This window comes from Kineobactrum salinum, from assembly GCF_010669285.1.
Lineage (GTDB): Bacteria > Pseudomonadota > Gammaproteobacteria > Pseudomonadales > Halieaceae > Kineobactrum > Kineobactrum salinum.
Map to the genome: position 1 here is coordinate 3290348 of NZ_CP048711.1, position 23837 is coordinate 3314184.

Below are 23837 nucleotides of genomic sequence, written 5' to 3' on the forward strand. Positions count from 1 at the left end.
TCCGGAATACCGTGCGCCTTTCGGGGCCAATCCTGGGACCGCGGCAGGACCCGCGATCTCGCAACCGGGAGCTGCCATGCTTGCTGCTATGAACGATTTTCTCTGGGGTCAGATACTGGTCGTGGTGCTGATCGCGGTGGGTCTGCTGTTCACGCTCGGCTCACGCGGTGTCCAGTTTCGCTATTTCGGCCGCATGTTCTCGGTGCTGCGGGGCGGCATGCACCACGAGCGGGGCCATATCAGTTCTTTCCAGGCGCTGGTGGTCAGCGTGGCCGGCCGGGTCGGCAGTGGCAATATCGCCGGTGTTGCCGTCGCCATCACCCTGGGCGGTCCCGGGGCCGTGTTCTGGATGTGGGTCATCGGCCTGATGGGGATGGCTACCAGCTTCTTTGAATGTTCCCTCGCCCAGTTGTTCAAGCGCTATCAGGCCGACGGCAGCTACCGCGGCGGGCCGGCCTACTATCTCACCCACGGTGTACAGCAGCGCGGCCTGGCGCTGATCTATTCTGCCCTGCTGCTGGTCACCTTCGGCCTGGGCTTCAATGCGGTGCAGTCCTATGTGGTGGCCACTTCGCTGCAGGCTTCGTTCGGCGTCCCCACCTGGCTTGCAGGCCTGCTGATGGTGGGCCTGCTGGGCAGTATCATCTTCGGCGGCATCCGCCGCATCGCAATCGTATCCGAGCTGATCGTGCCGGTGATGGCCCTGGGCTACCTGCTGGTGGCGCTGCTGGTGATCGGTCTCAACATCAGCGCGGTGCCGGCGGTGCTGTGGCATATCGTGCAAAGCGCCTTCGGCCTGGAGGCAGCCTTCGGTGGCGGCCTGGGGGTGGTGATCATGCAGGGAGTGAAGCGCGGGCTGTTCAGCAATGAAGCGGGCCTGGGCAGTGCTCCCAACGTGGCTGCAGTGGCACATGTGCCGCATCCGGCGAACCAGGGGGTGGTCCAGGCCTTCAGCGTATTTATCGATACCGTCATCATGTGCAGCTGCACTGCGGTCATTATTCTGCTGTCGGATATCTACCAACCTGGGGTCCAGGGGATATCCGGTGTGGCGCTGACCCAGAGTGCACTGGCGAGTCACGTGGGGGATTGGGGTGCGGGTTTTGTGTCAGTTGCGCTGGTGTTGTTTGCGTTCAGTTCGATGATGTACAACTATTATCTTGGCGAGAACAGCATCAACTTCTTCAGCGATGGCAACCGTCACCTGTTCACGCTTTTCCGCGTCTGTGTGTTGGGCCTGGTATTCTGGGGAGCCCTGCAGAACCTGGGCACGGTATTCGGCTTTGCGGATCTGACGATGGGACTGCTGGCGCTGGTCAATCTGGCCGGGCTGATCTGGATGTACCGCATCGGCATGCGCTTGCTGCGCGACTACGACGGCCAGTTGCGGCGCGGCGAGCAGCCGCGGCTCAAGCTGGAGGACTGGGCCGACCTGGACATCGACCCGCGCGCCTGGCGGGACTGAACCCGGGCGGCGGCCGGGGAGGCCGTGGCTTCAGGCGGCTGCGTACCGTTGCAGCGGTGGTCCGGCAGGCTACAGTACCGGCGCGAACAGACGGGCTACACCCATGCCCAGCGGAAACCAGGCCGGTTTGGCGTCGATTTCAGCCTGGGTGACCTGGCGGCAGTGCAGCAGGTCGCCTTCCAGCATGGTGGCGACTTCCTTGGCGAAGCGCTCGCCGTCCACCAGCACGGTGATCTCGAAATTAAGGCGGAATGAACGGTTGTCGAAGTTTGCTGTTCCCACCCCTGCCAAATGGTTGTCCATCAGCAACACCTTCTGGTGCAAAAAGCCGTTTTCATAGCGGTAGACCTTGACGCCGGCGGGCAGCAGTTCCCGGCTAAAGGCCCAATTGGCCATGCCCACCACCGGCCCGTCCGGCTGGTCCGGAATCATGACTCGCACATCCACCCCGCGCAGCGCCGCCAGCTGCAACGCAGAGGTGATGCTCCGGTCGGGAACGAAATAGGGGCTGGCAATCCAGATGCGCTGCCGCGCCGCGACGATGACCTGCAGGAACAGTAGCCCCGCCTGTTCCAGTGTGCTGGCGGGATCCGACGGGAACACCAGCACGTTGTCGTCGCCATAGAGGCCGGGCTGGACATCGGGCCGCACCACCGGCAATGCCGTCCGGGTCGCCCAGCGCCAGTCGGTGGCGAAGGCCAGTTCTACCCCCAGCAAGGCAGGACCCTGCAGGCGTATGTGGGTATCGCGCCAGTGGCCGATGTGCCGGTCCAGGCCCAGGTATTCGTCACCCACATTGTGGCCGCCTATCCATGCGCTGTGGCCATCGACCACGATGATCTTGCGGTGATTGCGGAAATTGAGCTGGAAGCGGTTGCGGCGCCCCTGGGTGGTATTGAACGCGGCCACCTCGACGCCTGTCATCTTCATTTGCTTGTACAGGCCGGTGCGATGGAAATTGTAGCTGCCGATTTCATCGTACAGCAGATACACTTTGATGCCGCTGCGGGCTTTGTCTGCCAGCACCCGGCCCACGCGCCGTCCCAGTCCATCGTCGCGGATGATATAGGATTGCAGGAGAATATAGTCGCGGGCGGATTCCAGTCCCGCCACGATGCTGTCGAAGGTCTGTTGTCCGTCGATCAGCAGCTTCACCTGGTTGCCGCCGGCTGCTGGAATGCCGGTGAGGTTGAACAGAGCGTTGTAGAGCGGTTCGGCCGGGGAGCGTGGGACTTCGTGGCGGGCCACCTCTTGCCGTGTCTGGCGCAGCAGTTCCACGGTTTCCTCGCCGATGGCCTTGCGTTGTTCCAGGTAGCCGTCGAACTTGGTGCGACCGAACACCAGATAGCAAGGGACAGCGAGATAGGGGATCGCCAGCAGGGAGATGGCCCAGGCGATCGCGCCCTGGGCCGTGCGCACGTGGATTATGGCCTCTATTGCCGAGAAGATCGCCAGTGTGTAGAACAAGGCGATGCCAATCGCGATCAACTCTGTATACAGCTGCAGCTCCACAGTGGCGATGCTACTGGGATTCGGTCAAGGTCACGGAGATCTCCCGCGTCACGTTGCCATGGCGCAGTGTGACGGTCACGCTATCGCCCGGCTGGTGCTTTTCCAGGATGCTCAGATAATCGTCGTTGCTGCGTACCGGTTCGCCGTTGATGGCGACGACGATATCGCCCAGCACCACTTCTCCGCGGGTGTTGCGGTAGGCGCCGCGGATGCCGGCCTGGTCGGCCGGCAGGCCGGGGGATACGCGCACCACCGGCAGTCCTTCCAGCCGGTAGCGGCGGATCCAGCGATCGCTAGCCAGCTCCAGCCCCATGATCGGCCGCAGTATGCGGCCATAACTGATCAGCTGCGGCACAACCTCTTTCACGGTGTTGACCGGGATCGCGAAGCCAATCCCGGCGCTGGCGCCGCTGGGGCTGTAGATAGCGGTATTGACCCCCACCAACTGGCCCAGGGAGTTGAGTAGAGGGCCGCCTGAATTGCCCGGATTGATCGCGGCATCGGTCTGAATCACGCCGCGAATGGTCCGGTTGCCCGGAGCCCTGATCTCGCGGCCAAGGGCACTGATCACGCCAGTGGTGAGCGTAGTATCCAGGCCAAAGGGGTTGCCGATGGCCAGTACCTTGCGTCCCACAGTCAGCTCGGAAGAATCGCCCACCGGCAGTTGAACCAGATCCTCGGGCGGGTTTTCTATGCGCAGTACGGCCAGATCCTTTTCGGGAGCGACGCCGACCACTTCGGCATCAAACTCGGTCTGGTCCTGCAGCGTCACAGTCAGCTTGTGGGCGCGGGCAATCACATGGAAATTGGTAACGATAAGTCCGTTGCTGTCCCAGACGAAGCCGCTGCCGGAACCGCGGGGAATCTCATGCACGTTGAGTGAGAACAGGTCGCGCCGGAGCGCCTTGCTGGTCACGAACACCACCGCGGGGCTGGCCTTGCTGAAAATCTCGGTGGTGTTGGCTTCGTCCTCGGTGGCGAAGCTCAGATAGTCGGGCTGGGCGGCGCCGGCGCCGCCCGCCAACAGGCAGGCGAGCAGCGCCACAATCAGGTATGGAAATGGCATGTGCGGTCCTGTTCAGTCGGCAAAGCGGTCGAGGAAGGCCTGGATGCGGGCGGCGTTGGCCCCGAGATCTCCCACGCCCACCCGGGAGACGGAGCGCAGGTCCACGACACTGCCTTCGGCGCTGGAGCGGATCCGGATTGCGATGTCGTCCCGGAAGGCCATGATGGCGGTGGTATCCACCGCTTCGATCCGCCAACGCTCCGGATCCCGGTAGACCACCTCCCAGCCCAGTTCGCGAGCGACTTCCAGGGCCCGGCGAAACGCCGCATCAGCGCTCAGTCCTGTGCGCAGGGACTGCAGTTCCGGATAGGCTTGCTGTTGCTGCGCCAGACTGTCGGGTTTGATTTCCAGAGAGTTGCTCTGCTTGCCGCGCAGGGTAGGTGCGTGGGTGAAGGTGGGTGGATCCTCCAGGTCGGTGGTAATGTCGTGGATCGGCGGGTAATCACCACGGGAAGCCAGTATCGCCAACAACAGCAGCGTGCCTGGCATCAGCAACAGGTACCTGGGCAACATATCCCCCGCCAGGGCCGGTACCGTGGCAACAGCAGTAGCAGGAGACCGAGGAGCAGCAACGCGGCGGAAGCGGCGCAGGTCAGCGCATACAACAGCAGTCCCTGTTGCCAGTGGCCCGCGCGTACCATGAGTATCGCCAGTGGCAACGCCACTAACAGGGTAATGCCGAGATAGCCGAGCGTGTTCACCAGGCGGGAGCGGGTCTGGATCTGGAGCATGAGGGCTTCCTTGTAAAACCTGCACAGGGGCAAGAATACTATCACCTGGGCAGTATTGTCGCGCGCGGGTCTCGCCGGTTCAACCGGGCCGCATTCAGGCTTCGGTACTGTCGCTGGGGATAGCCGGTGATGGCTCCCCGGTTGCCGCTGCGGTCTCCGGGGACTCATCTGGCGCTGCCTTTTGCGGCAGCGGGGTCTGGCTGACCTCCAGCACTGGTTCGCCACGGGGGTTCAGTTGTGCCGCGATGACCTCGCCGCGCAACTCGACGTTCTTGGCGCTGAGCTCGAACAGCAGGTTGACGGCCTCGTCGCGGTGCCGGCAGCGCTGAACAGCGCGGGGATCACGGCCATCAACCCAGGCCTTGGCCTTGCCCCAGTAGTGTCCCAGTTGATTGCAGATGACGAAAACTTCATTCATGGCAGCCCTGTGCTCCTCCTCGATGCCGCGGTGCAGTGTATGTTCCGGAACGGTGGGGCGCCAGCCATTGTTGCCGTCCGGCGTGCCCGGCTTCAACCGAGCAGAAAATCCTTGGCCTGGTTGATCTTGGCCGCGAGGTAGTCGGTGCCGCCGCGGTCCGGATGCAGTTTCTGCATCAACTTGCGGTGGGCGGTGACGACTTCTTCGTCGCTGGCGCCTTCGCCTAACCCCAGCAGTGCCAGCGCCTCGCTCCGGCTCATCCCGCCACTGGCGCCCGCGATGTCGCCCTGGCCACTGCCGAAGCTGTTATCGCCCGGGAAGCGTTGTTGCAGGTAGCCGTCCAGCAGGTGTACCGAATCCTGATCCTGCTGCTGGCAGTAACCCAGCAGTTGCTCGAGCTGACTGCGATCCATCTCGTCCAGCTGCCAGTCCTTGCAGGGTCCCTGCAGCACTTCACCGCTGAGTTGCCCCGAATCGTGATTCAGGTGCATCCGCAACACCGCGGTTTCAACCGTGGATTGCTGTCCCTGCGCGCGGCTGCCACCGCCCTTGCTGCCGCGCAGGGAAGACAGCATCGGGAACAGCCGGATCAGCACCGGCAGCAACTGACGTGCCAGCACCAGTGCGCCAGTCAGTGCGGCGCCCACCCAGTGCATGCGGCCGGACAAGGTCAGCACCACCACCACAATCACGGCCAGACCCAGCCCCAGCTTGAGGTACTGAGCCTTGCGTTTGTGAGGGGGCAGCGAGCGGGCGCGCAGGAACAGGATGTACAGGACAAGGGCGATTGCCAGCAGCAACAGGATTCTCGGCACGTCTTCCCTCAGGGCTTGAGTTGTTGGAGCAGCAGTCTAGCACCCTCGCTGGGGTTATTCTCCAGCGCAGCCCGGCCTCCGGCGGCAAAGCGTGCCACCGCGCCCAGCAATTGTGCCAGCGTGTCGGCGCTGCTCTGGTCGAAGCGGGCCCAGGCGCCGCCACTGAGCCTGGCCATGCTCTGGAAGGTCTGCCTGACCTGCGCGTTGCCGCCCTCCTGGAACAGGAACAGCGGCAGTTGCCGCAGCCCGCACTGGCCGGCGAGGTCGCACAGGTCATCCGGCAGCTCTTCCAGTGCGTCGCCAATGAAGACCAGGGCGCGTGCCGGTGTTTCCCGGTGCAGCTGCAGCGCATGCCGCAGCAGGCGGCCGATCTGGGTATGGCCTCCTTCGCAGTGCACCCGGGCCATCTCCGCGGCGAGGTCGTCGGTGTTGCGCAGCCAGGGACTGGCATGGAACTCGTGGAAACCGCGGTAGTAGCACAGCTGTACCGACAGCGAGGCGATCTGGCGGGTGGCCCGGAACATGTCTGCCTGCAGGCGCCGCGCGACGTCCCAGGTCGGCTGCCGACTCGCGGTGGCATCGACCGCAAAAATCAGGCGCGGGTGTTTGTCGGAGAAGGTGGTCAGGGCCCGGCTCTTGCTGAGAAAGGCCTGCACCTGCCCGCTAGTGGCGGTGCGGGCTGGAGATCTGGCCATGGCTCGCCGCGGACTGAAAGGGGCGGGAGTGGTCGAGCTTGCCCAGCCGCTGCAGTTCCTCCAGGTAGTGGCGCCGTTGCGCCAGTTCCTTCACCGCCTGCTGCAGGGCCGCCTTGTCGACCGCTGTGCCTTCCTCGGTTGCCACCAACTGCCACAGCTTGCGGCTGCAGAACTCGCGGGGGTCGAAATCGTCGTTGTGTCTGGTCATGGAAATTACTTCTCGTTGCTGCTGTCGATGGGACAACGGCCTCGCGTTTTTGTTCGCGGCCATATCCGGTTGTTGTGGTCCGACAGTCTGGAGCTCCATTGTGACAGGTCTGTGATCGCGCGCCTGTCACGCACAAAAAGGCAGCTTACACCGGCCGGTGCCGGGATGAAAAGGGCGCCGTGGACGGAACCGGCCGCCGTTGCGGCGGAATTGGCGCGCAATTGGGCCGAGGCGATGTCATGCCGAGAGACAACGCTACCCCGCTGTCTGCCCAGCGGGACTCGTGAGGGATGTATCGCGCTGCGAACCGAGGCTATAATGAATCCATGAGTCTATTTGATATCCGCAGTAAACACGCCTTGCCCGATGCGGCTTCCGCCCTGCCCGGACGCGATCAGGCCATGCCGGTCCCGGCGGCCCATTCCGTCAATGGCAACCCGTTGCGGGGGCCGTTTCCGGAGCAACTGCAACAGGCGGTGTTTGGCATGGGCTGCTTCTGGGGTGTCGAGCGCCGTTTCTGGCAGATCCCCGGGGTCTATACCACCGCCGCGGGCTATGCCGGTGGCATCACGCCCAACCCGAGCTACCAGGAGGTCTGTAGTGGCCAGACCGGGCATACGGAGGCAGTGCTGGTGGTGTTTGATCCGCAGCAGGTGAGCTACCAGCAGTTGCTGACGTCGTTCTGGGAGGGACACGATCCCACCCAGGGTATGCGCCAGGGCAATGATCTGGGCACCCAGTACCGCTCCGCGATCTACACTTTTGACGATCAGCAACAGGCGCTGGCCGAGACCAGCCGGGAGTCGTATCAGCAGGTGCTGCGGGAGGCGGGCTACGGCGAGATCACCACCGAGATCCGGCCCGCGCCGCCGTTCTACTACGCCGAGGAATACCACCAGCAGTACCTCGCCAAAAACCCCGGCGGCTACTGTGGCCTCGCCGGCACCGGGGTCAGCTGCCCGGTGGGTTTGGCGACTGAGCGCTGAGATCAGGCCTGAGCGGCACTCGCTTTAGCGATTCGGTAGCGATTTGGTGTCTGTAATCCGGCCACTACTTCCGGAGAGCACTTTCGAGACACGCCGTGAACCCGTCCATGGGGGCTCGGTTGCCGCATCCATGCGGCAAACGGTCTCGAAAGTGCTCTCCGGAAGTAGCGTCCTCGCATCGGAGCAGGCCCAAAGTAAGTGCCATTCAGGCCAGACCCTACAGCAAACGTCCCAGCAGGCTGCTGACGGCGTTTTCCACCCGTAGTATGCGCGGTCCCAGCGATACCTGGCGGCACCCCGCCGCCAGAAGTTTGTCCACCTCATAGGGAATGAAGCCGCCCTCGGGGCCGATTACAAGTAGGTATTCGCCGGACCCGGATAGCGCCGCCAGCGGGGCTTCGCCGGGGTGCGCCAGCAGGGCCTCCCGGCCGGCGATCAGGGCCGGCAACTGGTCCTCGACAAAGGGCTTGAAGCGCCGTTGCAGGTAGACCGGCGGCAAGACGGTGTCGCGGGCCTGTTCCAGGCCCTGCAGCAGGTAGTCCCGAATCATCGCGGGGGTCAGTACCGGTGTTTGCCAATAGCTTTTTTCCACCCGGTAGCTGTTCAGCAGGTGGATGCTGGAGACACCGAATTCGGCCGCGCTGCGCAGGATCCGGCGCAGCATCTTGGGCCGCGGCAGACCCAGCAGCAGCGTGGCCGGTAGCTTGGGTGGCGGTTCGCGGTCCAGGGTAATGGCGAGTTCTGCCCGCTGTTGGTCGATGGCCAGGATCTGGCCACGACCGATGCGGCCGTCGATCTGGCCCACCTGGATCACATCCCCGGGAGCGGAGCCGAGCACCTGCCGCAGATGCTGGAGGCGGCGTCCGGTCAGGGTCAGGAGGTTGTCGTCGCGGCATTCGGTAGCGGCAAACAGCAACAGGTTCATGGACGCGCCGTTGCTCAGCCGGCGCTGGCGTGAGCCGCACTACCGGCCGCCGGTGCCGGGCGGGGCAGCAGGGGCTGTGACTGTCGCGGGCTCAGGCCCATAAATCGTACTCGTCGGCGGCAATGACTTCGGCGGCGACGAAATCGCCGGGCTGCAGGTCGCTGGCTCCGTCCAGGTAGACCTTGCCGTCGATTTCGGGTGCGTCGGCGCTGGAGCGGCCGATGGCGCCGTCGTCGTTGACCTCGTCGATCAGGATCTCGATGCTGTGCCCGACCTTGGCCTGCAGTTTGTCGGCGCTGATCTGCTGCTGTACCGCCATGAAGCGGTCCCAGCGCTCCTGCTTCAGGGATTCCGGCACCGGGTCCGGCAGTGTGTTGGCGGGAGCGCCGGCCACAGGCGAGTACTGGAAGCAGCCGACCCGGTCCAGCTGGGCCTCGTGCAGGAAGTCCAGCAGCTGCTCGAAGTCGTCCTCGGTTTCGCCCGGAAAGCCGACGATGAAGGTGCTGCGCAGCGTGATATCAGGGCAGATTTCGCGCCAGCGGCGGATCCGGTCCAGCGATTTCTCCGCCGCTGCCGGCCGCTTCATGCGCTTGAGCACAGCGGGGCTGCCGTGCTGGAACGGAATGTCCAGATAGGGCAGGATCCGGCCCTCGGCCATCAGCGGCACGATCTGGTCGACATGGGGGTAGGGGTAGACATAGTGCAGCCGCACCCAGATGCCCAGTTCCGCCAGGCCCTCGCACAGTGCCTGCATGCTGGTTTTCATCGGCCGCCCGTTCCAGAAGCCGGTGCGGTACTTCAGGTCCACGCCGTAGGCACTGGTGTCCTGGGAGATCACCAGCAGTTCTCGCACCCCGGCCTTGACCAGGCGCTCTGCCTCCTCCATCACCTCGCCGATCGGCCGGCTCACCAGGTCGCCTCGCATGTGCGGGATGATGCAGAAGCTGCAGCGGTGGTTGCAGCCCTCGGAAATCTTCAGGTAGGCGTAGTGGCGGGGCGTCAGCTTGACGCCCTGGGGCGGTACCAGGTCGGCGAAGGGGTCGTGGACGCGGGTGTGGGGCACAAACTCATGTACCGCGCTGACCACCTCCTCGTAGGCGGCGGGACCGGTGACGCTCAGTACCTTGGGGTGCAGCTGCCGGATCGAGTCCGCGTCGCTGCCCTTGCCCATGCAGCCGGTGACGATCACCCTGCCGTTTTCACTGATGGCCTCGCCGATGGCGTCCAGGGACTCCTGTTTGGCACTGTCGATAAAGCCGCAGGTATTGACCACCACCAGCTCCGCGTCCTGGTAGCTGGGCACGATATCGTAGCCGTCCAGCTTCAGCTGGGTCAGGATGCGTTCGGAATCGACCAGGGCCTTGGGGCAGCCGAGGCTGACAAAACCGACTTTGTTGCTGGACATGACAGAAGCCTGTAGGGGTATTGCAAGGGGGGAGCGATTATACAGGCGTCGGCGCCGGATCGAAACGCCAATGACCCTGTCTGGCTGCTACTACGTGGCGGGGAGTCCAAGTATTCTCCAAAAGTGAAATGTAGCTGGTCCGGCGCTACACTGCGATGTGCCTGATGCGAGTGGCACTTACTTTAGCTCTCTCCGGTGGAAGGTCGGCGTCCTGGGAGGGTGTTTTCGAGACCGTTTGCAGCATGGATGCTGCAACCGAGCCCCCATGGAGGGGTTTACGGCGTGTCTCGAAAACACCCTCCCAGGACGTCGACCGGGCTACGAAGTCTAAAAACCCTAAAGTAAGTGCCATTCGTCCCTGGTGCTACTCTTTGCCCCGGAGATTCCGCCCCATGATCACTGCCACCGAACTTGCCGCCGATCCGGATTGCATCATCGTTGACTGCCGCTTTGTGCTCGGCGAGCCCGCCGCCGGGCATACCGCCTATCTGCGCGGCCATATTCCCGGCGCCCATTACCTGGACCTGGAGCGCGACCTGTCGAGGCCGGCAGGCCTCCACGGCGGGCGTCATCCGCTGCCCGATGCAGGGGTTCTCGCCGCTCGTCTGGCCGCGCTGGGAATAGGTCCCAACACCGAGGTGGTGGCCTATGATGACTCCCGCCTGGCCTATGCCGCCCGTTTCTGGTGGATGCTGCGGGCGCTGGGTTACCGGGCGCCGCGCCTGCTGGAAGGAGGCCTGGCCGCCTGGGTGGCGGCGGGCGGGGAGCTGAGCACGGCGGTGCCGGAACCCCGGCCTTGCGCCGCGCCGCCGGCGGCCAGCTTTCGTGGCAGCTGCGATATCGAGGCGCTGCGCGACTTGCAGGCTCGCGGTGCGACGCTGCTGGACTCGCGGGAACCGCGCCGTTATGCCGGGCTGGAAGAGCCGATCGATCCGGTGGCAGGGCATATCCCGGGTGCGTTGAACCGCTGCTGGCAGGAGGTGACCGACGCCCAGGGTCGGTTGCGCCCCGAGCCGGAGTTGCGGGCGCATTTTGGTGAGCTGATGGAGGCGCAACCGCTGGTGGTCTACTGTGGCTCGGGGGTCACGGCCTGCGTCAATCTCTATGCGCTGGCCCGGCTCGGCCGCGATGACGCATTGCTGTATCCCGGCAGCTGGTCGGATTGGTGCAGCTATTTGTGACTGGCATCCGGCAGCGGTTCTGGGCTGCCTGGTACTCCTTGCGCATGCGTCCAGTCCCACCTGGTGAATCAGGAACTGTGATCCCAAAATACAAGGTATATTGGCCCTCCCATGGCGCCCGGCTCAGAAATCGGCCGGGCATTCCCCGCGCAACAATTCCCCGGTTACCGGGTGCTGCAGCTCCAGGCTGGTGGCGTGCAGTAGCAGGCGCGGGGCCATGGCCAGCGCCGCTTCGTGGGCGTACATGTCACAGCCCAGTATCGGGTGGCCCAGTTCGCGCATGTGAATGCGCAGCTGATGGGAGCGGCCGGTCACCGGCGCCAGCAGCAGGCGGCTGCGGTCGCTGCCGCGCTCCATCACCTCGAAGCGGGTGAGTGCCTCACGGCCGCTCTGGTGGCAGATCTTCTGCAGCGGGCGCCGCTCCCAGTCGCAGGCGATGGGCAGGTTGACCTCTCCGCGCCCAACCGCGACCCGGCCGTAGACGACGGCCTCATAGGTCTTGTGCACCCGGCGCTGCTGGAACTGGCGGCTGATGTGGGCGTGGCTGGGTTTGTCCAGCGCAATGACCATGATGCCGGAGGTGTCCAGGTCCAGGCGGTGGACGATGCTGGCGGTGGGGAAGTCCTGCTGCAGGCGGGTTATCAGGCAATCCCGGTTCAGCGGATGCCGGCCGGGAATGCTCAGCAGCAGGTGGGGCTTGCGTACCAGCAGCAGGTGTTCGTCGCGGTACAGGATGGCGATGGGCTCCTGGCTGTGGGGCACCAGGTAGGGTGGTGGTTCCTGCGCGAGATTGTCGTTCATGCGGCCGGCGCGACCGCCTTCCCCAGCGCCTGCTGGTAGGCGGCGATAGTCCGCGCCAGGCCCATGCTGAGGGCATCCACGGTCAGGGCGTGGCCGATGGAAACTTCAAGCAGGCCCGGCACTGTGCAAAACCGCGGCAGATTGTGCAGGTCCAGGTCGTGGCCCGCATTGATCCCCAGGCCGACATCGGCCGCGACCTCGGCGGCTTCGATAAAGCGCCGCAATACCGGTTCGACATCGCGGCCGCTGGCAAAGGCGCGGGCATAGCTCTCGGTATACAGTTCGATGCGATCGGTGCCGGTCTGGGCGGCGAGCCGGATCTGTTCAGGGTCCGGGTCCATGAACAGGCTGGTGCGGATGCCCAGTGTCTGCAGCTCCGCCACCAGCGGTGCCACCTGATCGCCGTCCCGCTTCAGGTCAAAGCCATGGTCCGAAGTCAGCTGGTTGTCACCGTCAGGGACCAGGGTGCACTGGGTCGGCCGGATTTCCTTTACCAGTGCCATAAAGCCCGGGTAATCGCCCACGCCCGCGCGGTCGCTGCGGCGCGGCCCGGTCATCGGGTTGCCCTCCATGTTGAATTCAACGCTCAGCATGGCGGCCAGGTCGAAGCAGTCCTGTACCCGGATATGGCGCTGGTCCGGACGTGGGTGCACGGTGATGCCATCGGCACCGGCATCGATGCATATCCGGGCGTGCCGGGGGATGTCCGGGTTGCTGGTGTCGCGGGAGTTGCGAATCAGCGCGATCTTGTTGAGATTGACGCTGAGGGCGATCATGGCAGCGGCTCGCGCTCGACCGAGAGAATCAGGATGGGTTCGGTCGGAACGTCTTCATGGCCGGCCACGGTATGCACCGGGGCGGAAGAGATGTAGTCCACCACCGACATGCCGTCGATCACTTCGCCAAAGACGGTGTAGCCCTCTTTTCCGGGCGACCAGTCCAGCTGCAAATTGGTACGCTGGTTAATAAAAAACTGGGCCGCGGCGGAGTCCGGGTCGCTGGTGCGGGCCATGGTGACGGCACCGCGGATGTTGTGCAGACGGTTGCGCGACTCGTTGATAATCGGATCGCCCGCGGGCTTTTCGGTCAGATCGGGCAGGAAGCCGCCTCCCTGGATCATGAAGCCGGATATCACGCGGTGGAAAATAGTGCCGTTGTAGTGCCCGGCGTCGACATAGGCGAGAAAGTTGGCGACCGTCACCGGCGACTTGTCAGGGAACAGGCGCAGGGTTATGTCACCCTCACTGGTCTTGATCACCACCTGTGGTTCGGGCTGGGGGCTCTCATCAGCGCGGGCCGGCAGGCTGGCAATGAACAGCAGCAGTGCCAGGCCGGACAGGATGCGCAACATTGGACTCAACATCAGGTTTATCCTCCGGGAATATTTGGTGGCAGCTCAAGCCCAGCCGGTGTTGCGGCGGCGTTTGGGCCACAGCCGTGGCACCACCAGCGTGATGACCACCCCCAGCAACACGGCCAGAGCGCCATCCATGAAGGCCTTGTTGCGCAGGTTTTCCTGCAGCCGCCTGTTTTCCGCGGCCAGCATGTCGGCCTCGGAACGCAGGTTTTCGGTCTCCTCGATCAGGCGCCGATTGTCGGCATCGAGCTGCAGCGCCTTGCCGGATACCTGCTTCACCTGTGCCAGCTCCTCGGTGACGGCCTGCAGCGAACTGTCGGTTTCGCTGACATCGCTGCTGAGCGTGTCCCGCTCTTGTTGCAGGCTGGCCAGTTGGGCGGCGAGATCGGCGTTTTGTTCCTGCAGGCGCTCGGCACGGACGACGGCGGCTTCCAGCCGGTTGACTGCGGGCAGTTCACTCATCAAGTGCTGCATCCGGACCCAGCCGCTGGTATCGCCTGCGGTAATCTGCGCCCATTCACCGTCGTCAGACAGCTGGCTGACGGTGACTTTGGTACCGGACGGAATACCCCGGTGGACAATGCGGTAGTCGTTGCCGGCACCGCTGCGCACGGGTACGTACTGGGTGTCGCTGATATAGCGGACATCCTGGGCCAGGACCGGGACTGCCAGCAGGGCCAGCAGCAGGGAGATGATCAGGGAGCGTGCCAAAATGGTGTCCTTGGTATTTGTGAGAATGGAGGGAAATAAAACCATGAAAGTTCGAGCTCAGGGCAGTACCGGTTTGTAGGGTTTGACGACCACCCGGCGAAAGACGCCGGCATCGACATAGGGGTCGGAGTCGGCCCAGGCGGTGGCCGCCTCCAGACTGTCGAATTCGGCAATAATCAGGCTGCCGGTGAAGCCTGCTGCGCCCGGTTCGTCTGTGTCCACCGCGGGGTGGGGGCCGGCTACCAGCAGCCGGCCCTGGTCCAGCAGCAGGTGGATGCGCTCCAGATGGGCCGGGCGGGCCCGCTGGCGCAGCGCCAGGCTATTGTCGACATCCTCGCACAAGATCGCGTAATACATGAAAATTCCCTATTTCTGACTGCTGACGGGGCCATCCTTCAGGTGCGGTGCGACCATCCAGGCGGTCAGGGCGGTCAGGACGAGGGTGAAGCCAATGGCGGAATAGAGTTTGTAGCTGACCCAGGTGGCCTCGCTGAAACCGTAAGCCACCACCAGGTTCAGCGCGCCCACCACCAGGAAGTACACCACCCAGAGCAGGTTCAGCCGGGTCCAGATCAAATGGGGCAGCTGGATCTGGCCGCCCATGGTACGTTCCATCAGGTTGCGCCGGCCGATGAACTGGGAGCCGCCAAAGGCCGCCGCCAGTACCCAGTTGAACACGGTGGGTTTCCACATGATGAACATCTCATTGCGCAACAGCAGCGTGGCGGCGCCAAAACCGCAGACCGCCAGACTCACCCAGAGCAGACGTTTCTCCAGTTTGCGTGTCAGCAGCAGGGTCAGCAGTACCTGCAGCAGCGTGGCGATTATCAGCACGGCGGTGGCAGAAAAAATTCCATCTATGCTATGGCTCCAGCTGCCCAGGCTGACGGTTTGCCCGTCCATCTGGTAGACAATGAAGAACAGTGCAATGGGGATGAACTCGGCGAGTTGTCTCATGGAAAACAGTCTGGCTCCAGCGTGATACCATGTCCCCCGCGGCCCCGTGAATGCGTGACCGCGGCAGACATTGATTTAATTGTTCAGAGTGTAGAGTTTGTGCTGATCGACTTCCACACCCATACCACCGCTTCCGACGGGGCCCTGTCTCCGGAGCAGCTGGTGGACCGTGCGCTGCAGCGTGACCTGCGCCTGTTCGCCATTACCGATCACGACACCATGGCGGGGTATCAGGCAGCGGCCGAGTATTATACCCGGATTGGCGGCGAAATGACCCTGTTGGCGGGCATTGAGTTTTCCTGCCGCTGGTCGGGGCTGACGGTGCATGTGGTGGGGCTGGGGGTGAACTGCAACCATCCGGCGCTGCAAGATGGTATTGACCGGCTGACCCGGGCGCGGCTGGATCGCGCCACCGTGATCGCCGAGCGCTTGTCCCAGCGCGGCTTTTGCGGGGCATTACAGGGCGCGCTGGAGGCCGCGGGCAGCAGCCAGCCGGGGCGTCCGCACTTCGCCGCCTGGATGGTCGAGCAGGGGCATGTGAAAGACATGCCGCAGGCCTTCGACCGCTATCTGGGGCAGGGCAAGGTGGGGGACGTGAAGGCCTTCTGGCCGGAGCTGGCCGAGGTGGTGGCCTGGATTGTGGCTGCCGGCGGCGTCGCGGTGCTGGCCCATCCGCTCAAGTATCGCCTGACCCGCAGCAAGCTGCGGCGCCTAGTGGCGGACTTCCAGGACGCCGGGGGCACTGCAATCGAGATTTTAAGCGGCTACCAGACCCCGGACCAGAGCCGTCAGCTGCGGACGCTGGCGCAGGAATGCGGGCTGGAGGTGTCCGCCGGCAGCGATTTTCACCGCGACAGCAGCTGGGGCCCCGATCTCGGTGTGGAATTGCGTCACCTCGGCGAGCTGTGCGGTGTATGGGAACGCTGGTCCGGGCCGCCATCATGCCTGCCAGGGGGGCAGCCGTGAGCCAGTTTTTCCAGATCCATCCCGACAATCCGCAGGCCCGCCTGGTGCGGCAGGCGACCGATATCATCCGCGCCGGCGGGGTGGTGGTCTACCCCACCGACTCGGCCTATGCGCTGGGCTGCCAGATCGGCGACAAGGCGGCACTGGACCGCATCCGCCGGATCCGGCGCCTGGATGACCGCCACAATTTCACCCTGGTCTGTCGCGACCTGTCAGAGATCGCCACCTACGCCAAGGTGGACAACACCGTCTACCGGCTGCTCAAGCACAGTACCCCCGGCCCCTATACCTTCATTCTGCGCGCCACCTCTGAAGTGCCGCGCCGGCTGATGCACCCGAAACGCAAGACTGTCGGCCTGCGGGTACCGGCCAACCCGATTGCAGCGGCGCTGCTGGCCGATCTGGGCGAGCCGCTGATGAGCGTGACCCTGATCCTGCCGGGCGACGAATTGCCGCTGGTCGACCCCTACGATATCCGCACCCTGCTGGAACACGAGGTGGATCTGATCATCGACGGCGGCTTCTGCGGTCTGGAGCCCACCACTGTGGTCGATCTGGCCGACGATCTGCCACTGGTGATACGGGTGGGCAAGGGTGATGTGACGCCTTTTGAATCCTGATCGGTTATACTGCGCGCATCATGAGCACAGATAATCCCGTGAACGAAACCCCTCCGGTTGACGGCGCCAACGCCGCCGGCCCGCCCCGGCCATACCGCACCCCCAGCAAGGGGAAATGCCGTTTGCGGTGGTGCTGGGCAAGGCAATGACCGAACTGCCCCGGGATCTCTACATCCCGCCCCAGGCGCTGGAGGTGTTCCTGGAGGCCTTCGAGGGGCCGCTGGACCTGCTGCTGTACCTGATCCGGCGCCAGAACCTGGACATCCTTGAAATCGATGTCTCGGAGATCACGGCCCAATACATGCGCTATGTGGAGCTGATGGATGCGATTCAGTTCGAGCTGGCCGCGGAATACCTGCTGATGGCGGCGGTGCTGGCGGAAATCAAGTCGCGCATGCTGCTGCCGCGCGCGGCGGACCTGGAAGAGGACGAGGAGGATCCCCGCGCCCAGCTGATCCGCCGGCTGCAGGAATACGAGCGCTTCAAGAAGGCGGCGGAGGATATCGAGGAATTGCCGCGGCTGGAGCGGGATACCTGGCAGGGCAGTGCCGAGCCGCCGGACCTGAACCGTTCCCGGGCGGACCCGGAGGTCGACATGCGCGAGCTGCTGGTGGCGCTGAGCGAAGTACTGCGGCGGGCGGACATGTTCGAAAGCCACCACATCCAGCGCGAGGCCCTGTCCACCCGGGAGCGGATGTCGGAAGTCCTGGAAAAGCTGTCCGGGCGCCAGTTCGTACCTTTTGTTGCCCTGTTCTCTGCCCGCGAGGGGCGGCTGGGAGTCGTGGTGACCTTTCTGGCAGTGATGGAGCTGATCAAGGAGGCGTTGGTGGAAATCGTGCAGACCGAGGATTTTGGCCCCATCCACGTCAAGGCAAGGTCGGAATAAGATGGCGGAATCCAATACCACACTGGTTCAGATCCTCGAAGGAGCATTGCTGGCCGCGGGGCGCCCCCTGACCGCTGCACAACTGGGGGAGCTGTTCGAAGAGCCGGAGCGACCCACAGTGGCCGAGATCCGCGAGGCGCTGGCAGTCGCGGCACAGCGCTGCGAAGACCGCGGCTTCGAGCTGCAGGAGGTAGCCAGCGGTTATCGCTACCAGGTACGTCAGTCGCTGAGTCCGTGGGTGGCACGGTTGTGGCAGGAGCGGCCCCAGAAGTACTCCCGTGCGCTGCTGGAGACGCTGGCCCTGATCGCCTACCGCCAGCCGATCACCCGGGGCGAGATCGAGGAGATCCGCGGCGTGGCGGTCAGTTCGAATATCATCAAGACCCTGCATGAACGCGAATGGATCCGGGCGGTGGGGCATCGCGACGTCCCCGGCCGGCCGTCCATGTACGCCACCACCCGCCAGTTTCTGGATTATTTCAACCTCAAGAACCTGGACCAGCTGCCTGCACTGGCCGAGATCCGCGACCTGGAAACCCTGAATGCCGAGCTGGGATTCAACGACCCGCTGGAGACAGCGGTGAGTGGGGCGGACAGTGACGCCGCTGTGCCGACCCTGACTCTGGTGGCAAACCGCGACCCGGCTGATGAGCCGCAAACAACTGCAGATTCCGCCGAACCCGGCGAAGCTGGCAGCGCGGAACAGGAAGAGGCAAACATGGAGCGGACCGCGGAGCCTGCCGCAGCGGCCGATAACGATCAGTCCACCGACCCCGGTACCCGACATTGAGCAAGCGCAAGCTGAACGCACCCAGGGCGGCGGCCGCGGTGGAAGCACCGGCCTCCGCCAGCAGCAATGGGGAGAAACTGCAAAAGGTGCTCGCCCGCACTGGTCTGGGCTCCCGGCGCGAGATGGAGCGCTGGATCGAGCAGGGACGTATCGCGGTGGACGGCAAGCCCGCAGTGCTCGGCGACCGGGTAGGTGACCGTGCCCGCCTCAGTATCGATGGCAAGCCCATCGAGCGGCCGCCGGCGGCCGAGACCCGCTGCATTTTGTACCACAAGCCCACCGGCGAAGTCTGCAGCCGCAAGGACCCCCAGGGCCGGCGCACAGTGTTCGAGCGGCTGCCCAAGTTGAAATCGGGCCGCTGGATATCAATCGGCCGGCTGGATTTCAACACCTCCGGCCTGCTGTTGTTCACGACCGATGGTGAGCTGGCCAACGCATTGATGCACCCCTCCGCCAATATCGAGCGCGAGTACATGGTGCGGGTAATGGGCGCGGTGGAAGAACCGATGCTGCAGCAAATGCGCGACGGCGTCATGCTGGAAGACGGCCCCGCCCGCTTTAGCGACATCCAGGACGGTGGTGGCGATGGCATCAACCACTGGTACTACGTGGTGCTGATGGAGGGCCGCAACCGCGAAGTGCGCCGTTTGTGGGAGTCCCAGGGTCTGACAGTCTCCCGTCTGAAGCGGGTGCGCTACGGTGATGTATTCATTCCCTCCAAGGTCAAGCAGGGGCAGTGGGCGGAGCTGGATGCAAAGGAAGTCAAGGGTCTGTACCGGCTGGCCGGCCTGCCCCAGAAGCAGCTCAAGCGCAGCAGCGTCAAGGAAAAGGAAGTCATGGAACGCCAGTTCGGCAAGCGCAAGTCGCCGGTACCCGCGAGCCGGGGGCGGCCGCCGTCCCGCAAACCCCACAAATCCCACAAATAGAGGCGGCCCCCTCCACGCTGCATTCACCAGGGTGCCGGGCTGAATGATAATTACTGCGATTCAACCCAGGATTCTTCGCCAGACCGGGGCGAGCGGGGCCTGAAACCGGCCTCGCCGGGCTGTAGCCCTTCTGCATAAATTCCTAAAGTCCCTCTCGTGCCCGCCGATATTCGTTTTGATACGGGATGCCCGACCCTTCGCTTTGCCACCAGCAAGCGGAATCCCCGGTCTGTAACGCAAAGGAGCCGCATGTCCACTATAGCGATGTCAAGGAAGTTCTCGCCCGAACTGATCGCCAATGCGCCCAATGCGATGCTTGTGGTCGATTCCACCGGGGCCATTGTCGCCGTCAACAGTGCGGCGGAGCATATCTTTGGCTACGATCCGGGGCAATTGTCTGGAGAAGCTGTGGAGGTGCTGCTGCCGGCCCGTTTCCGGGCGGCCCACAGCCTGATGCGCCGTGGCCACATGAGCAACCCCGAGACCCGCATGATGGGCAGCGGCCGGGAGCTGAAGGGCCTGCGCAAGGACGGCAGTGAGTTCGATGTCGAGGTGGGGCTGAATGCTGTCTCGACCCCGGAGGGTATCGCGATCCTGGTGGCCGTGACGGACATCAGCAGCCGCAAAAGCGCCGAACATTGTGAGAACGCGAGCAAGGAATTGTTCAACGCTATTTTCCGCAGTTCGCCCTTCAGTATAATCACGACAGACACGGCGGGCGAAATCATTGCCGTGAACCCTGCTGCGGAGCGGCTGTTGTGGTATGGCGAGGGCGAATTGCTGGGCAAGCAGTTCACCGAGGCGCTGCACGACCCCCAGTTGCTCAAGCAACGTGCGTGGCAGTTGAGCGAAGAGTTCGGCGAGCGTATCGGGCCGGGTTTCGACGCCATTTCCCGCAATGCGCGGCTGGGTATCTCCGAGGAGATCGACTGGCATTATCTGCGCAAGGACGGAACGCCGTTGCCGGTGATGCTGACTATCACCGCATTGAGGGACCTGGACAACCGGATTGTTGGTTTTCTGGGCATGGCCTATGACCTCAGCGAACGGCGGCGTGCCCAACAGTACATAAACCACATTGCGCTGCACGATGAGCTGACCGGGCTGCCCAACCGGACCATGCTGCACAACCAGCTCGACCGCGAGATTCAGCGTTGCCGCGGCACCGAAACCAGACTGGCGGTGATGCTGGTGGATCTCGACAACTTCAAGCGGCTCAACGACTCTCTCGGCCACAACATCGGCGACCAGGTCCTGCTCCATGTGGCCAGCGAGATCAAGAAGTCGGTGGACGAGGATGTGCTGGTCGCCAGGATGGGCGGCGATGAGTTCGCGGTCCTGTTGCCGCAGGAAGCGGGCCACGAGGATCTGGACCGGATCGCGGAAACGATTATCCAGAATGTCAGCAATCCCATTACCATGGCCCATCACAGATTGAAGATCACACCGAGCATCGGTATCTGCCTGTGTCCCGATCACGGCGAGGATGTCGACACTCTGGTGATGCGGGCAGAGACAGCGATGTATGCCGCCAAGGGGCGTGGGCGCTGCAATTATCAGGTCTTCACCGAGTTCATGGCCGAGCAGTTGAATGAGCGGCTGGAACTGGAGCACGCATTGCAGCGGGCCCTGGAACTCGAGCAGTTCTCGCTGCACTACCAGAGCCAGGTGGATATCAGGACCGGCCAGACAGTCGGCGTTGAAACGTTGTTGCGCTGGCATCTGCCGGGCACCGGCAATATATCCCCGACGCGCTTTATCGATATTGCCGAGGAAAGTGAATTGATTCTACCCATCGGCGAGTGGGTATTGCGCAAGGCCTGCGAGGATGGCGTGCTGCTGCAGCAGCGCTACGGTACGCCCTGTGTGGTTGCGGTCAATCTGTCACCGCGCCAGCTGATGCAGGGCAATCTGGTCACGGTGGTGGCAGAGGCGCTGAATGACAGCGGGCTGTCTCCGGAGCTGCTGGAGCTGGAGATTACCGAGAACATCTTCATGCACCACGCCGAGGAGCTGCAGTTGACCCTGCAGCGGATTCGCGAACTGGGCGTACGCATCGCCATTGACGACTTTGGTACCGGTTATTCCAGTCTCTCCTACATCACCCGTTTCCCGATCGATCGCATCAAGATTGACCTGAGCTTTGTGCAAAACATGCTGACTGATCCGAATTGCCGTGCAGTGACCAACGCGGTGATCGCCATGGCCCACGGCCTGGGAGTGGATGTGGTCGCCGAGGGGGTCGAGACCCGGGAACAGTTTGAATACCTGGGGCAGCAAAATTGCACCCACGGTCAGGGTTTCCTGTTTGCGCGTCCCCAGCCACTGGAGCAGTTGTTGCTGGACGACCCCACTTTGTCCCAGTTTGATACGGTGCAAATAAGCACGCACTGATATCGGTGGCGTTTACGCCTCCCCAGGCCCGCAGCAAGGGAATTCCCCATTTTCCAACAGGCTTCAATTCTGCGGCCTCACTTCGATTGCCACGTCGTCCGACATAGAGGCCTGAGAAAAAGAAGGGCTGAGTGGCCAACAACCTTTAGTTGATATTAGGATAATAACAAGTGATACTTCGAACTGTCCTAATTTTAAGTTCGATGGAGCGCGTATGTGGATCGACAGACTGATGACGCCCAGAATCGAGCAGGCCCTCGCGAGCAGGCCGGTGGTGATGCTCACCGGGGCCCGTCAAACAGGCAAGAGTTCATTGTTGCGACGGTTACTCCCGCAAGCGGAGTACATCACCCTGGACAGGGTCTCCGTGGCCATGGAGGCGGAAGAAAACCCTGCCCACCTCTTTGATCGCCTGGGCTCCCAAACCATCCTCGACGAAGTGCAATATGCACCGAGCCTGTTCCGGGAACTGAAAATCCTGGTGGACACAGACAGGAACAATTACGGCCGCTGGGTTCTGACCGGCAGCCAACGTTTCGTGTTGATGAAACACATTCGGGAGAGCCTTGCAGGGCGTATCAGCATCCTTCACCTTGAAACACTGAGCGCAAAGGAACTCAGAGACTCCCCGGCGCCGTTTGAAAAAAAGCCCACGACCCTGTTGTGGAAGGGTGGCTACCCCGAACTCTGGGCAAACCCCGCCATCGATCCGGCAATGTATTTTGAAGATTATATACAAACCTATCTCGAACGGGACCTGAACGAAATAATCAAAGCAGCCAATTTGCGGGATTTCCGGCGGTTTATCACTATCTGTGCGACCAGGGTCGGGCAACTGCTGAATTACTCCGACATTGCCAAGGATGTGGCCGTGTCCGCCAATACCATCAAGCAGTGGATCAGTATTCTCGAAGCCAGTGGTATCATCTGCATATTGCCGCCTTATTACGGCAATATTAACAAGCGATTGATAAAGGCTCCCAAGCTCTATTTTTCCGATACAGGTTTGCTCTGCAATCTCCTCAACATCAACGATTATGAGGGCTGGTACGCTCATCCTCAAAAAGGCAGCCTATGGGAAAATTTCGTACTCAATGAGTACATGAAAACCACCGCCAGCGTCCCGGGAAAAAACCTGTTCTTTTACCGCGATAAAAATAACGTGGAGATTGACTTCGTGATCGAAAGAGGCGGTAGCATTACTCTGATTGAAGCAAAAGCGGCAGAACGAATTGATGAGCGCGGCCTGAATTTCAGCAAAGTGCGTACAGTCTTCGAAGGAAAAAAAGTGGACTGTACTGTTGCTTGCCGTATACAGGAGCACCATTTTATACAATTAAAGAGCTACAATCTGGTCAACCCCCTGCTTCACGATCTTGCATAGTCCTGCCGCAGGAGCTTTGTTCTCTTGGTTCCGTCCCTGGCGGGGGCCAGGCAATCGGACACTTGCCTTCTGGCAGGTTTGTTGACCACCACGGTGTGCGTCAGCGTACAGATAATCTGCCTTCACGCAGCTAAACTCAACTTATGGGCGAACCTCGTGAATCATGTGGAGGAGACTGTATGAAACGCTCAGCATCAGCTGTCTGGCGAGGCGGGATCAAGGATGGCAAGGGTAGTATTTCCACCCAGAGTGGCGTCCTGGAGCAGGTGCGGTACGGCTTCAGCTCCCGCTTCGCCGAGGGCCCCGGAACCAACCCTGAAGAGTTGATCGCGGCGGCGCATGCGGGCTGCTTCACGATGGCGGTGTCGGCCCAGCTTGAAGAGGCCGGGATGGTCGCCGACTGCCTCGAAACTACTGCCACCGTTACCCTGGACAAGGTGGAGAATGACTTCAGGATCAGCGCGGTGCATCTCGTATTGTTCGCCCAGGTACCCGGTGCGGAGCGCCAGGCCTTCGAAACCCTTGTCAATCAGGCCAAGGACACTTGCCCTGTATCCCGGGTACTCGATGCCCGGATTACGCTGGAGTGCTCGCTGGAAGCCTGAAGACGGCAGCCCTGTTTGATATCTCCCGGGCCG

26 protein-coding genes and 1 pseudogene are annotated in these 23837 nt (G+C 62.8%); 11 read left to right on the forward strand and 16 right to left on the reverse strand.

The features are described 5' to 3' along the window. Window positions 1–76: 76 nt before the first annotated feature. Window positions 77–1465, forward strand: coding sequence for an alanine/glycine:cation symporter family protein (locus G3T16_RS14475; protein ID WP_163495855.1), 1389 nt, complete (start codon window positions 77–79; stop codon window positions 1463–1465). Window positions 1466–1534: 69 nt separating this feature from the next. Here G3T16_RS14475 and cls read toward each other — a convergent pair whose 3' ends face one another. The 8 genes from cls to G3T16_RS14515 all read right to left on the reverse strand — a co-directional run bounded on the left by cls (window position 1535) and on the right by G3T16_RS14515 (window position 6910). Continuing rightward, window positions 1535–2977 (reverse strand): cardiolipin synthase, encoded by a 1443-nt coding sequence (gene cls / locus G3T16_RS14480; RefSeq protein ID WP_163495856.1) that lies wholly within the window; start codon window positions 2975–2977, stop codon window positions 1535–1537. A gap of 10 nt (window positions 2978–2987) precedes the next feature. Next, a complete protein-coding gene (locus G3T16_RS14485; protein ID WP_163495857.1) occupies window positions 2988–4043 on the reverse strand; it encodes a S1C family serine protease in 1056 nt (351 codons plus the stop codon). Window positions 4044–4055: 12 nt separating this feature from the next. Further along, window positions 4056–4556 (reverse strand): DUF1499 domain-containing protein, encoded by a 501-nt coding sequence (locus G3T16_RS14490; RefSeq protein ID WP_163495858.1) that lies wholly within the window; start codon window positions 4554–4556, stop codon window positions 4056–4058. Then, complete coding sequence (locus G3T16_RS14495; protein WP_163495859.1) at window positions 4532–4774, reverse strand: hypothetical protein; 243 nt, start codon at window positions 4772–4774, stop codon at window positions 4532–4534. The genes G3T16_RS14490 and G3T16_RS14495 overlap by 25 nt, the downstream gene beginning before the upstream one ends. Before the next feature lie 94 nt (window positions 4775–4868). Further along, window positions 4869–5288 (reverse strand): heat-shock protein HtpX, encoded by a 420-nt coding sequence (locus tag G3T16_RS14500; protein ID WP_232059095.1) that lies wholly within the window; start codon window positions 5286–5288, stop codon window positions 4869–4871. After that, window positions 5285–6007, reverse strand: a complete 723-nt coding sequence (locus G3T16_RS14505) for a J domain-containing protein (protein ID WP_163495860.1) — start codon at window positions 6005–6007, stop codon at window positions 5285–5287. The genes G3T16_RS14500 and G3T16_RS14505 overlap by 4 nt, the downstream gene beginning before the upstream one ends. 8 nt (window positions 6008–6015) lie before the next feature. Continuing rightward, entirely contained in the window at window positions 6016–6702 is a 687-nt protein-coding gene (locus G3T16_RS14510) for a VWA domain-containing protein (RefSeq protein ID WP_163495861.1), read from the reverse strand. Continuing rightward, the gene (locus G3T16_RS14515) at window positions 6671–6910 is read right to left on the reverse strand and encodes a hypothetical protein (RefSeq protein WP_163495862.1); all 240 of its coding nucleotides are present in this window, start codon (window positions 6908–6910) and stop codon (window positions 6671–6673) included. The genes G3T16_RS14510 and G3T16_RS14515 overlap by 32 nt, the downstream gene beginning before the upstream one ends. 326 nt (window positions 6911–7236) lie before the next feature. On the opposite strand from G3T16_RS14515, the gene msrA reads away from it, so the two are divergent. Beyond that, on the forward strand, window positions 7237–7896 hold the full coding sequence (gene msrA / locus G3T16_RS14520) for a peptide-methionine (S)-S-oxide reductase MsrA (protein WP_163495863.1): 660 nt from the start codon (window positions 7237–7239) through the stop codon (window positions 7894–7896). Window positions 7897–8113: 217 nt separating this feature from the next. Here the strand turns inward: msrA and G3T16_RS14525 are convergent, their stop codons facing one another. Beyond that, window positions 8114–8821 (reverse strand): 16S rRNA (uracil(1498)-N(3))-methyltransferase, encoded by a 708-nt coding sequence (locus G3T16_RS14525; protein WP_163495864.1) that lies wholly within the window; start codon window positions 8819–8821, stop codon window positions 8114–8116. 91 nt (window positions 8822–8912) lie between these two features. Continuing rightward, on the reverse strand, window positions 8913–10226 hold the full coding sequence (gene rimO, locus G3T16_RS14530) for a 30S ribosomal protein S12 methylthiotransferase RimO (RefSeq protein ID WP_163495865.1): 1314 nt from the start codon (window positions 10224–10226) through the stop codon (window positions 8913–8915). A 392-nt stretch (window positions 10227–10618) separates the two neighbouring features. Here rimO and G3T16_RS14535 point away from each other — a divergent pair, with 392 nt between their 5' ends. Further along, on the forward strand, window positions 10619–11407 hold the full coding sequence (locus G3T16_RS14535) for a sulfurtransferase (RefSeq protein WP_163495866.1): 789 nt from the start codon (window positions 10619–10621) through the stop codon (window positions 11405–11407). 123 nt (window positions 11408–11530) lie between these two features. Here the strand turns inward: G3T16_RS14535 and G3T16_RS14540 are convergent, their stop codons facing one another. The 6 genes from G3T16_RS14540 to G3T16_RS14565 are packed head-to-tail and all read right to left on the reverse strand — an operon-like array spanning window position 11531 to window position 15233. Continuing rightward, window positions 11531–12208 carry a pseudouridine synthase gene (locus G3T16_RS14540; RefSeq protein WP_163495867.1) on the reverse strand — a complete coding sequence of 226 codons (678 nt, stop codon included), beginning with the start codon at window positions 12206–12208 and terminating at the stop codon, window positions 11531–11533. Beyond that, the gene (locus G3T16_RS14545; protein ID WP_163495868.1) at window positions 12205–12984 is read right to left on the reverse strand and encodes a pyridoxine 5'-phosphate synthase; all 780 of its coding nucleotides are present in this window, start codon (window positions 12982–12984) and stop codon (window positions 12205–12207) included. Before G3T16_RS14545 ends, G3T16_RS14540 begins: the two co-directional genes overlap by 4 nt. Continuing rightward, window positions 12981–13571, reverse strand: coding sequence for a peptidylprolyl isomerase (locus G3T16_RS14550; protein ID WP_163495869.1), 591 nt, complete (start codon window positions 13569–13571; stop codon window positions 12981–12983). Before G3T16_RS14550 ends, G3T16_RS14545 begins: the two co-directional genes overlap by 4 nt. Window positions 13572–13604: 33 nt before the next feature. Further along, window positions 13605–14276 (reverse strand): TIGR04211 family SH3 domain-containing protein, encoded by a 672-nt coding sequence (locus G3T16_RS14555; protein WP_232059096.1) that lies wholly within the window; start codon window positions 14274–14276, stop codon window positions 13605–13607. A 57-nt stretch (window positions 14277–14333) separates the two neighbouring features. Continuing rightward, window positions 14334–14633: a YciI family protein gene (locus G3T16_RS14560; RefSeq protein ID WP_163495871.1), complete on the reverse strand. Its 300-nt coding sequence runs from the start codon at window positions 14631–14633 to the stop codon at window positions 14334–14336. Between the two features lie 9 nt (window positions 14634–14642). Beyond that, entirely contained in the window at window positions 14643–15233 is a 591-nt protein-coding gene (locus tag G3T16_RS14565; RefSeq protein ID WP_163495872.1) for an inner membrane-spanning protein YciB, read from the reverse strand. A 54-nt stretch (window positions 15234–15287) separates the two neighbouring features. Here G3T16_RS14565 and G3T16_RS14570 point away from each other — a divergent pair, with 54 nt between their 5' ends. The 8 genes and pseudogenes from G3T16_RS14570 to G3T16_RS14605 all read left to right on the forward strand — a co-directional run bounded on the left by G3T16_RS14570 (window position 15288) and on the right by G3T16_RS14605 (window position 23804). Then, the gene (locus G3T16_RS14570) at window positions 15288–16199 is read left to right on the forward strand and encodes a PHP domain-containing protein (protein ID WP_232059097.1); all 912 of its coding nucleotides are present in this window, start codon (window positions 15288–15290) and stop codon (window positions 16197–16199) included. Further along, the gene (locus G3T16_RS14575) at window positions 16196–16819 is read left to right on the forward strand and encodes an L-threonylcarbamoyladenylate synthase (protein ID WP_163495874.1); all 624 of its coding nucleotides are present in this window, start codon (window positions 16196–16198) and stop codon (window positions 16817–16819) included. The genes G3T16_RS14570 and G3T16_RS14575 overlap by 4 nt, the downstream gene beginning before the upstream one ends. A gap of 94 nt (window positions 16820–16913) precedes the next feature. Continuing rightward, window positions 16914–17705, forward strand: a pseudogene (locus G3T16_RS14580) (segregation and condensation protein A); the annotation flags it as partial. 1 nt (window position 17706) lies between these two features. Then, entirely contained in the window at window positions 17707–18495 is a 789-nt protein-coding gene (gene scpB / locus G3T16_RS14585; RefSeq protein WP_163495876.1) for an SMC-Scp complex subunit ScpB, read from the forward strand. Then, complete coding sequence (rluB, locus tag G3T16_RS14590) at window positions 18492–19421, forward strand: 23S rRNA pseudouridine(2605) synthase RluB (protein WP_408610706.1); 930 nt, start codon at window positions 18492–18494, stop codon at window positions 19419–19421. Before scpB ends, rluB begins: the two co-directional genes overlap by 4 nt. Window positions 19422–19670: 249 nt before the next feature. Further along, the gene (locus G3T16_RS14595) at window positions 19671–21815 is read left to right on the forward strand and encodes a putative bifunctional diguanylate cyclase/phosphodiesterase (RefSeq protein WP_163495877.1); all 2145 of its coding nucleotides are present in this window, start codon (window positions 19671–19673) and stop codon (window positions 21813–21815) included. A gap of 214 nt (window positions 21816–22029) precedes the next feature. Next, window positions 22030–23199 (forward strand): ATP-binding protein, encoded by a 1170-nt coding sequence (locus tag G3T16_RS14600; RefSeq protein ID WP_163495878.1) that lies wholly within the window; start codon window positions 22030–22032, stop codon window positions 23197–23199. A gap of 179 nt (window positions 23200–23378) precedes the next feature. Beyond that, window positions 23379–23804: an OsmC family protein gene (locus G3T16_RS14605; protein ID WP_163495879.1), complete on the forward strand. Its 426-nt coding sequence runs from the start codon at window positions 23379–23381 to the stop codon at window positions 23802–23804. Window positions 23805–23837: the final 33 nt, after the last annotated feature.